General features: G+C 46.0%; 8 protein-coding genes. All 8 read left to right on the forward strand.

Features of this window, described 5'->3' with window-relative positions; genetic code table 11:
- The first annotated feature begins 172 nt into the window (after positions 1-172).
- The 8 genes from R7P72_RS21620 to R7P72_RS21655 all read left to right on the forward strand — a co-directional run bounded on the left by R7P72_RS21620 (position 173) and on the right by R7P72_RS21655 (position 9,507).
- Positions 173-922, forward strand: a complete 750-nt coding sequence (locus R7P72_RS21620) for a flagellar basal body rod protein FlgF (protein WP_136976124.1) — start codon at positions 173-175, stop codon at positions 920-922.
- Positions 923-940: 18 nt separating this feature from the next.
- Positions 941-1,729 (forward strand): flagellar basal-body rod protein FlgG, encoded by a 789-nt coding sequence (gene flgG / locus R7P72_RS21625; RefSeq protein ID WP_005382032.1) that lies wholly within the window; start codon positions 941-943, stop codon positions 1,727-1,729.
- Positions 1,730-1,759: 30 nt separating this feature from the next.
- The gene (flgH, locus tag R7P72_RS21630) at positions 1,760-2,539 is read left to right on the forward strand and encodes a flagellar basal body L-ring protein FlgH (protein WP_005382033.1); all 780 of its coding nucleotides are present in this window, start codon (positions 1,760-1,762) and stop codon (positions 2,537-2,539) included.
- A gap of 43 nt (positions 2,540-2,582) precedes the next feature.
- A complete protein-coding gene (locus R7P72_RS21635; RefSeq protein ID WP_005393118.1) occupies positions 2,583-3,674 on the forward strand; it encodes a flagellar basal body P-ring protein FlgI in 1,092 nt (363 codons plus the stop codon).
- 16 nt (positions 3,675-3,690) lie between these two features.
- Positions 3,691-4,617: a flagellar assembly peptidoglycan hydrolase FlgJ gene (gene flgJ, locus R7P72_RS21640; RefSeq protein WP_042522768.1), complete on the forward strand. Its 927-nt coding sequence runs from the start codon at positions 3,691-3,693 to the stop codon at positions 4,615-4,617.
- Between the two features lie 160 nt (positions 4,618-4,777).
- Positions 4,778-6,718: a flagellar hook-associated protein FlgK gene (gene flgK, locus R7P72_RS21645; protein ID WP_136976123.1), complete on the forward strand. Its 1,941-nt coding sequence runs from the start codon at positions 4,778-4,780 to the stop codon at positions 6,716-6,718.
- Positions 6,719-6,731: 13 nt separating this feature from the next.
- The gene (flgL, locus tag R7P72_RS21650; protein WP_047102907.1) at positions 6,732-7,925 is read left to right on the forward strand and encodes a flagellar hook-associated protein FlgL; all 1,194 of its coding nucleotides are present in this window, start codon (positions 6,732-6,734) and stop codon (positions 7,923-7,925) included.
- A 427-nt stretch (positions 7,926-8,352) separates the two neighbouring features.
- Complete coding sequence (locus R7P72_RS21655) at positions 8,353-9,507, forward strand: flagellin (RefSeq protein ID WP_005382038.1); 1,155 nt, start codon at positions 8,353-8,355, stop codon at positions 9,505-9,507.
- The last annotated feature ends 507 nt before the right edge of the window (positions 9,508-10,014 follow it).

Genomic DNA, 10,014 nt, shown 5'->3' on the forward strand with positions numbered 1-10,014 from the left:
GCTGTTGCCGCCGTATGGATCAAAACCTTGCCTCTCGTTACAGTTTTCTGCCTCTATTGACCTCTTTTCATTGTTGATTTTTAATTCAAAGTATTGATTAATAAGTCTATTTTTGTTTTGGCATAACTATTGCTTTTTACTCCGTGTACAGAGAGATTTTTTGGAGTAATTTATGGATCGCGCACTGTTTCTCGCAATGAGTGGCGCCAAGCAAAATATGCAGGCACTACAATTGCGCGCTAATAACTTGGCTAACGTAAGCACGACCGGATTTCGGGCTGATTTAGCACAGGCTCGCTCAATGCAGGCTTATGGTGAAGGCCATCCTTCACGTGTATTCAGCATGACAGAGCGTCCAGGGCATAACTTTGCTCAAGGTAGCGTGATTACAACAGGGCGTGATCTGGATGTGACGATTGAAGGCAGCGGTTGGATATCGGTACTCGATCATACAGGGAAAGAAGGGTTGACCCGTAACGGCAACCTAAAAGTCGATCAAAATGGCATGCTTACCAACGCAAGTGGTCATTTGGTGCTGGGTGAAAACGACGCGCCGATTACTTTGCCTATCCCTCTCTCCAAAATTGAAATCGGTCGGGATGGCACCATCTCTGTACTTCCTCAAGGTGCCCCGGCAGAAGAATTCCAAGCGGCTGATCGCATTAAGCTCGTTAAGCCTAATGATCAAAGCTTGTTTAAAGACACCAATGGCTTATTTCGCCATAAAACTCCAAACCAACCTTACGAAGCAGACGCGACTGTTAGTCTCCAGACGGGAGCGATAGAAGGCAGTAACGTGAATGCCGTAGGTGAAATGACCGCATTGATTGACTTACAACGTCAGTTTGAAATGCAAGTCAAGATGATGAGCACAGCTGAAGAAATGGATAAATCTTCAGATTCACTGCTTCGTATGAGTTAACAGAGTTAGAGGTTCACTATGCATCCAGCACTATGGGTAAGTAAAACAGGTCTAGACGCCCAACAAACCAACATTGCCACGATTTCGAACAACTTGGCGAACGCTTCTACTGTCGGCTACAAAAAGAGCCGTGCAGTATTCGAAGATTTGTTCTATCAGAACATCAACCAACCTGGCGGCCAGTCATCTCAGAACACGGAACTGCCAAGTGGTTTGATGTTAGGTGCGGGTTCTAAAGTGGTTGCGACGCAAAAAGTGCACACGCACGGCAATGCACAGACAACGACCAACGCACTGGACATGATGGTGGAAGGCGACGGTTTTTTCCAAGTGACATTGCCGGACGGCAACATCGGTTATACCCGTAACGGTCAGTTCACGCTCAATGGTGAAGGCACGTTAGTCACGTCGGGTTCTGGCTACCCTGTAGAGCCTGAAATTGTGATTCCAGAAGATGCGATTTCTATTACTGTCGGTACGGATGGTGAAGTGTCGGTTCGCGTCCGAGGTCAGCAAGACAACCAAGTCGTTGGTCAGCTAACCATTACAGATTTTGTTAACCCGGGCGGCCTAGAGCCAATTGGTCAGAACCTTTACTTACCAACGGGTGCCAGTGGCGATCCACAAGAGGGTGTTCCTGGTTTGGACGGTTTGGGTGAAATTCGTCAATCCATGCTGGAAGCGTCCAACGTGAATGTAACGGAAGAGTTGGTCAACATGATCGAAGCCCAGCGCGTTTACGAAATGAACTCAAAAGTGATCTCGTCAGTCGATAAAATGATGAGCTTCGTTAACCAGCAATTGTAACGATTAAGAGCAAGATTTGAGGAGCTCACGATGAAACGTATTTGCCTACTCGCTTTGATTGCTACGATGTCGGGCTGTGCCATGTTGGAACCGATTGAAACGGATGAAGTGACACAAGCAACCACTGTGGTCGACGCAGTAGAAGGCGATAAATCGAAAGAAGAGAGCAGCGGTATTGTAGATACTTTACGTGGTAGAAGCGATCCGGTTGCTGGCGATCCTGCTTGGGCTCCAATTCATCCGAAAAACAAACCTGAGCATTATGCTGCTGCAACAGGTTCGTTGTTTAGCGCCGAGCACATTACCGATCTCTACGACGATTCTAAACCACGTGGTATTGGCGACATTATTACCGTAACACTGGATGAGACAACCAGTGCGACGAAAAGCGCAAATGCCGATTTATCGAAAACCAATGAAGCGCAAATGGACCCGCTTCAAGTGGGCGGAGAAGAGCTGCAAATTGGCGGAAAATATAATTTCTCTTATGACTTAAACAACTCCAACTCATTTGCAGGTGACTCTTCTGCAAAGCAGAGCAACAGCATCAGTGGTTACATCACTGTTGAGGTGATCGAAGTACTGGCAAACGGCAACCTCGTGATCCGCGGTGAGAAGTGGATGACGCTAAATACGGGTGATGAGTACATACGTTTAAGTGGCACTATTCGTCCGGATGATATTAATTTCGACAACACCATTGCATCAAATCGCGTTTCTAACGCAAGAATTCAGTACTCTGGCACTGGTTTGCAACAAGATATGCAAGAGCCAGGCTTCTTGGCACGATTCTTTAATGTAGCGCTATAACACGCCGTGCTGACGGCAATTTGACTGCAAGAGATAAGTAAGCATGAAAAAACTCCTTTTAGTACTGATGAGCGTTGCTCTGTTTTCTACCGTAGCCCAAGCCGCACGTATCAAAGACGTCGCGCAAGTGGCAGGTGTACGAAGCAACCAACTCGTGGGTTATGGTTTGGTTTCAGGCTTACCTGGTACGGGTGAAGCGAACCCGTTTACAGAGCAAAGTTTCGCCGCCATGCTGCAAAACTTCGGCATTCAGATGCCGCCGGGCACAAAGCCAAAAATTAAAAACGTTGCCGCAGTCATGGTTACGGCAGAATTGCCGCCTTTCTCTAAACCGGGTCAGCAAGTGGACGTGACTGTCTCTTCCATCGGAAGTGCTAAAAGTTTGCGTGGTGGTACGCTACTACAAACGTTCCTCAAAGGTCTCGACGGTCAAGTTTACGCGGTTGCTCAAGGTAACTTAGTCGTGAGCGGCTTCAGTGCTGAAGGCGCTGACGGTTCTAAAATCGTAGGTAACAATCCAACCGTTGGTCTTATCTCTAGTGGTGCGACAGTAGAGCGAGAAATTCCAAACCCATTTGGTCGTGGTGATTACATCACGTTCAACTTGCTTGAGTCAGACTTCACAACGGCTCAACGTATGGCGGATGCTGTAAACAACTTCCTTGGCCCACAAATGGCGAGCGCTGTTGACGCGACATCAGTGCGCGTGCGTGCTCCTCGTGACGTCAGCCAGCGTGTTGCGTTCTTATCGGCAATCGAAAACCTAGAGTTCGACCCAGCAGATGGTGCAGCCAAAATCATCGTTAACTCTCGCACGGGCACCATTGTAGTTGGTAAGCATGTACGTCTTAAACCAGCAGCAGTAACGCATGGCGGCATGACGGTTGCGATCAAAGAAAACCTGAATGTTAGCCAACCTAACGGCTTTTCTGGTGGGCAAACCGTAGTCGTACCAGACTCGGATATCGAAGTCAGCGAAGAGCAAGGCAAAATGTTTAAGTTCGAACCAGGCTTAACGTTGGATGATTTGGTCCGTGCCGTGAACCAAGTCGGGGCTGCGCCTTCGGACTTGATGGCAATTTTACAAGCATTGAAGCAAGCTGGTGCCATTGAAGGCCAGTTGATCATCATTTAATGGTTAGGAGGTAGGTATAATGAACAATCCTAACGACATTGGTTTTATCCATGACATCAGTTCTCTGGACACTCTGCGTCAAAAAGCAGTGAAAGAGGGAAAAGATGGCGAGCAAGAAGCATTGCATGCGGCTGCTCGTCAGTTCGAATCGATCTTCACCTCCATGATGTTGAAATCCATGCGTGAAGCCAATGAGGGCTTTGAGTCCAACATGATGAACAGCCAAAACGAGAAGTTCTACCGACAAATGTTGGATGAACAGATGGCGAGTGAATTGAGTTCGTCTGGTTCAATGGGACTGGCCGATATGATTGTTAAGCAATTAACGGCTGGGCAAGGGAACGACAAAAAAGAAACGGCTATGCGTGATGCGGCAAACAATGCTGCGGAATATCGTCGTGTTGACCCGAAAAAAGCGCGCGAGATTGAACAGCGCTTGATTGAATCTGGTCAACTATCTCGACCAAGCAATGAACCCACTCGATTCGATTCACCAGAATCCTTTGTTAACTCGATGAAGCCATACGCGGAGAAAGCTGCGAAAGCCCTAGGAGTCGAGCCATCTCTGCTACTTGCGCAAGCCGCTTTGGAAACGGGGTGGGGACAAAAGGTCGTGAAGAACGCGCGTGGCAGCAGCAACAACTTATTTAATATCAAAGCAGATCGAAGCTGGCAGGGTGACAAAGTGACGACTCAAACTTTAGAGTTCCACGATAACACGCCAGTGAAAGAGACGGCAGCGTTTCGCTCCTACTCAAGTTACGAAGACAGCTTTAATGACTTTGTACGATTTTTGAATGACAACCCACGTTACGAGACAGCATTGCAGAAACGCGGGAATTCAGAGTTGTTTATTCGCGGTATCCACAGTGCGGGTTACGCGACCGATCCGAATTACGCAGATAAAGTCCTGCAGGTGAAGGATAAAATCGAAAGTATGTAATGTCTCTGCGACAATTTATGACGTTCTCGAAGGCTTGCCATAGTGCAAGCCTTCACTTTATCTGAACATCTACGCCTTTCTATCACTTGGCACATCTTTTGCTTTTAATGTGTCTAGGTGATCGGTTTTGCCGATTTATATTTCGTTTTCGGGGGCATGTATGGCGTCAGATCTTCTGAATGTAGGTACTCAAAGTGTGCTTACTGCTCAGAGACAATTAAACACCACTGGTCATAACATTTCTAATGTTAATACAGAGGGTTATAGCCGTCAGTCTGTTATCCAAGGCACGAATGATCCGCGCATGTTTGGTGGTTCTACCTACGGCATGGGTGTGCATGTGGAAAATGTTCGCCGCTCGTGGGATCAGTTTGCCGTGAATGAACTGAACCTGTCGTCGACCAACAATGCCAACAAAACGGATACCCAAGACAATCTTGATATGCTCTCTAGTATGTTGAGCTCTGTGGCATCGAAGAAAATTCCTGAGAACCTGAATGAGTGGTTCGATGCGGTAAAAACCATGGCAGATACCCCGAACGATTTAGGGGCACGAAAAGTGGTATTGGAAAAGGCGAAAATCTTCTCTGATACATTAAATGATTTCCACGAAACCGTGCGACTGCAATCTGATGTCACCAATAAAAAATTGGATATGGGCATTGAGCGCGTTAACCAACTTGCGTTGGAAATTCGCGATATTCATCGACTGATGATGCGTACTCCCGGTCCACATAATGACCTGATGGATCAGCATGAAAAGCTGGTTACTGAGCTGTCAGAGTACACCAAAGTTACCGTAACCCCACGCAAAAATGCGGAAGGGTTTAATGTTCATATCGGCAATGGACACACTCTTGTTTCTGGCACGGAAGCAAGCCAGCTCAAAATGATCGATGGCTATCCGGATGTTCATCAAAGACGATTAGCAATGGTGGAAGGGAATGGCATTAAAGCGATCAAGTCTGATGATATGGATGGCAAAATCGGCGCTTTACTTGAAATGCGCGACAAACACATCCCACAACTGCAAGATGAAATGGGCCGTTTAGCGACGGGCTTTTCCTACAAAATTAATCAGCTGCAATCTCAAGGTCTGGATCTCAACGGCAAGATAGGTAAAGACGTATTTACCGACGTGAACTCTGAGCTGGTGGCAAAATCTCGAGTTTTTGCTGCGCCTGACTCACAAGCTGATGTTGCGGTTTACATCGAGGACATTTCCGCGATCAAAGGTGGTGAATATTCGCTGCGTTTTGATGGCGACCAATACAGCGTGACAACACCGAAAGGTGAGCAAATGTCGTTGAACATCGACCGTTCGGATTCGTCGTTTGTTCTGGATGGTATGAAAGTGCAAATTGGTGAAGGCCTTGCCGCCGGTGAGCGCGTATTGCTCCGCCCAACGAGAAGTGGTGCAGCCATCATAAAGATGGAAACCAATGACGCAAAAGCTATTGCCGCACAAAGTTATGAAGCCTCAACCACTTTTGCCCAAGGTAACGCCAAGTTTAAAATTCGTGAGGCGGGGGATGTTAAAGAGTTTGAGGTTACCGTACAACCAGCCGACGAGAAGCATGACAAGCCGTGGTTAAAGATCACGGATAACAAGGGTAATTTACTATCGGACAAATACTCATACCCGTTAGATAAAGATAACCCGATGATTGAAATCTCAGTGCCGAAAAGCCATCCGCTGTATAAAAACGGCGATGCAACCGTGTTTGAGTTGAGCGAAGGCGCACTGATGAATGATAAATTCACCGCAAACTTGGTGCCTTCTGAAGGTGGTAACGGCAACTTGAGAAAAATGCAGAAGATCCAAACAGACAAGATGATGGATGGAAAATCCAGTACCTTGATCGATGTTTATCATAACCTCAATACTGAAGTTGGACTGAAATCTTCTACAGCAAACCGTTTAGCCTCCGTCGCTCGTTTAGAGCATGAAGCGGCGCAAGAGCGCGTTGCTTCTATTTCTGGCGTTAACCTCGATGAAGAAGCGGCCAACATGATGAAGTTTCAACAAGCGTACATGGCTTCATCACGTGTGATGCAAGCGGCGAATGATACCTTCAATACCATTTTACAACTGAGGTAAGGAGAAGAGATAAGTGCTAACCCGAATTTCTAGTTTCCATAACTATCAGTCCGTACAAAATGATCTGCGTCGTCAAGAGAATAAGGTTCACCACAACCAAGAGCAACTTGCTTCAGGGAAAAAGTTACTGAAACCTAGTGACGACCCCCTCGCTGCGCATTACATCCAAAACATTAGTCAGCAACAAGAACAGCTACAACAATATCTTAGCTCGATAGTGTTGGTGCGTAATCGTCTAGAAAACCACGAAGTTAATATCGCCAATGCGGAGAATTTTGCCGACGAGTCGAAGCGCTTAACGATGGAGATGATTAACGGTGCCTTTTCTGCTGAAGACCGACAAGCAAAGAAGCGTGAGCTAGAAGAGATTGCGAACAACTTCCTTAACTTGGTGAACTCGCAAGATGAATCTGGTAACTACGTGTTTGCTGGCACTAAGCCAAAAAGCCAACCATTTTATCGCGATAAAGATGGTAGCGTGCAATACGCTGGGGACGATTATCAGCGCAAAATGAAAGTTTCTAGCATGCTTGAGATGCCAATGAACGATCCTGGCAGCAAGCTGTTTATGGAGATACCAAACCCATTTGGCGACTATCAGCCGAATTACGATCTACAAAACGGTTCTGAGTTGCTATTAAACAGAGCCACTAACGTTGATACGAAGGATGATGCGGCGTATCGCGTGACATTTGTCGATATGAATAACGGCAAATTTGGTTACCAATTAGAGCGTAACGGCAAAGTAGTGGATGCCGATGAGTTTTCTCCAGAGAAAGGGATTGAATACAAAGGCCTGAAAGTGCACGTAAAAGGTCAAATTACGCCTGGTGACAGCATTGAGATCGAAAAGCGGGCAGAGTTCAGCATTTTCGATACCTTCAAGGATGCAATGGCATGGTCAGACAAATCGGTTTCGGATACGTCGGCGACCGCCAAATTGCACCAAATGACAGAAGAATTCCACGCTGCTTTTATCCATTTGAATAAAGCGCGTACAGATGCCGGTGCTCGATTGAGTACGCTGGATATCCAAGAGCAAAATCATGAAGACTTTAATTTGTCTCTCGCAAAAGCGAAGAGCAACTTTGAGGACTTGGATTACTCTAAAGCCGTGATCGAGTTCAGTGAAAACTCGCGAGCGTTACAGGCATCGCAACAAGCATTCGGTAAGACCAAAGATCTAACGTTGTTTAACTACATCTAGTATGACACTCATACACATTGTCTGATTTTGATGCCTTATGTGCAAAGCCTTAAGCGCGATAAGTCGACGTAACCTGAGAGTCTGAGATGTCATGCGGCACGATTTTACCCAAAGCGGCAATGATGCGGGAGGCAAGTCGGGCGGCAACAGGGCAGCGTTCAATACCCTTGGGCTAAGATGAGTCTGACAAACCGGAAATAGCTTAATGATAAAGCTAACTTATTGTTTATTTGATTCTTTTAAAAGTAGTTAAATAATTTACGCAAGTTGGCACACAAATTGTATTGAAAATATCAGAACAGATTTAGAGATTCTAAACCCTGCGTTTAAGGCAGATTTAGCAAGTAACTTTTACGGTCAGTGCTTATCCAAATGAGAGTAAAGCTGGCCGCTTCGCAAAAGCTTGCGAACTCAACAGGAGAGCAAAATGGCTGTAACAGTTAGTACTAACGTCTCCGCGATGACCGCGCAGCGTTACCTAAACAAAGCGACTGATGAATTAAACACGTCGATGGAGCGCTTATCTTCAGGACATAAGATTAACAGTGCAAAAGATGATGCGGCAGGTCTACAGATCTCTAACCGCTTAACTGCACAGTCTCGTGGCCTAGATGTCGCAATGCGTAACGCGAACGATGGTATCTCGATTGCACAAACCGCTGAAGGTGCGATGAATGAGGCAACCTCTGTCATGCAACGAATGCGTGACCTTGCGATTCAATCATCGAACGGTACTAACTCTCCGGCTGAGCGTCAGGCGATCAACGAAGAGTCAATGGCATTGATTGACGAGCTAAACCGTATTGCAGAAACCACTTCATTTGGTGGTCGTCGTCTATTGAACGGCTCATTCGGTGAAGCAGCATTCCAGATTGGTGCGAGCTCAGGTGAAGCCATGATCATGGGACTTACCAGCATTCGTGCGGACGATACGCGCATGGGCGGTGTGACCTTCTTATCTGAGAACGGTAAAGATAAAAACTGGAGCGTTGACCCAGCTAAATCTGACTTGAAGATTACGCTACCAGGTATGGGTGAAGACGAAGACGGCAATGTTGATGATCTAGAAATCAACATTAATGCCAAAGCGGGCGACGACATCGAAGAGCTTGCCACTTACATTAATGGTCAGTCTGATATGATTAATGCGTCTGTAAGTGAAGATGGCAAGTTGCAAGTTTTTGTCGCGCATCCAAACGTTCAGGGTGAGATTTCTATTTCTGGTGGATTAGCATCTGAGCTTGGCCTGAGTGACGAACCTATCAGAACGTCAGTACAAGATATTGATATGACCACGGTACAAGGTTCTCAAAACGCGATTTCTGTGCTGGATTCGGCACTGAAATACGTAGACTCGCAACGTGCAGACTTAGGTGCGAAGCAAAACCGTTTGAGTCACAGCATCAACAACTTGGCGAATATCCAAGAAAACGTTGACGCATCGAACAGCCGAATTAAAGATACAGATTTTGCGAAAGAAACCACGCAAATGACCAAAGCACAAATTTTGCAACAAGCAGGTACATCGATTCTTGCTCAAGCGAAACAGTTGCCAAACTCTGCAATGTCACTATTGCAGTAGTTTACTTAGCCTGTACTCAATACATTCAGACGTGGATGGGAATGCAGGCTTTTGGCAAGCAACTTTACAATAGAATGAGCGGCTCTCTCATCTCTCACCTGCCAATCATTTTCAATGTAAAGTTGCACTCGGTATGCCGGAAATGTGTTCATTTCTCTTGATCTTCACATAGGCTCTGGCGACCAACCTAGCCCCAGTTCTCTCAAAGGAAAAGGGGCTTTTTCTTTTCTAATTCTTACGTCTATCGTCTGCGAACTTATCTTCAATTGTTTCCTTTTGCTGGTTTTCTATACAATCTGGCCCTCTCGGCTCGATTTGTGGAAACTTGAGCACTTTTTCTTACTTTTCTTCAATTTTATTAGCTAAATCTCGCAATGTTATTTTTTTAAACTTTTTTCTAAAGCTTCTGAATTTGGTGTCGTTAATAGAGGTAACTTTGAGAGAACTACTTGGTTTTCCGAGACGTCGGAAACCGCTACACCGGAAAATCAATTGGAGAAATCACCA

Origin of the sequence: Vibrio sp. Vb0888, assembly GCF_033338835.1 — a bacterium.
In the GTDB taxonomy this organism is placed as follows: domain Bacteria; phylum Pseudomonadota; class Gammaproteobacteria; order Enterobacterales; family Vibrionaceae; genus Vibrio; species Vibrio alginolyticus.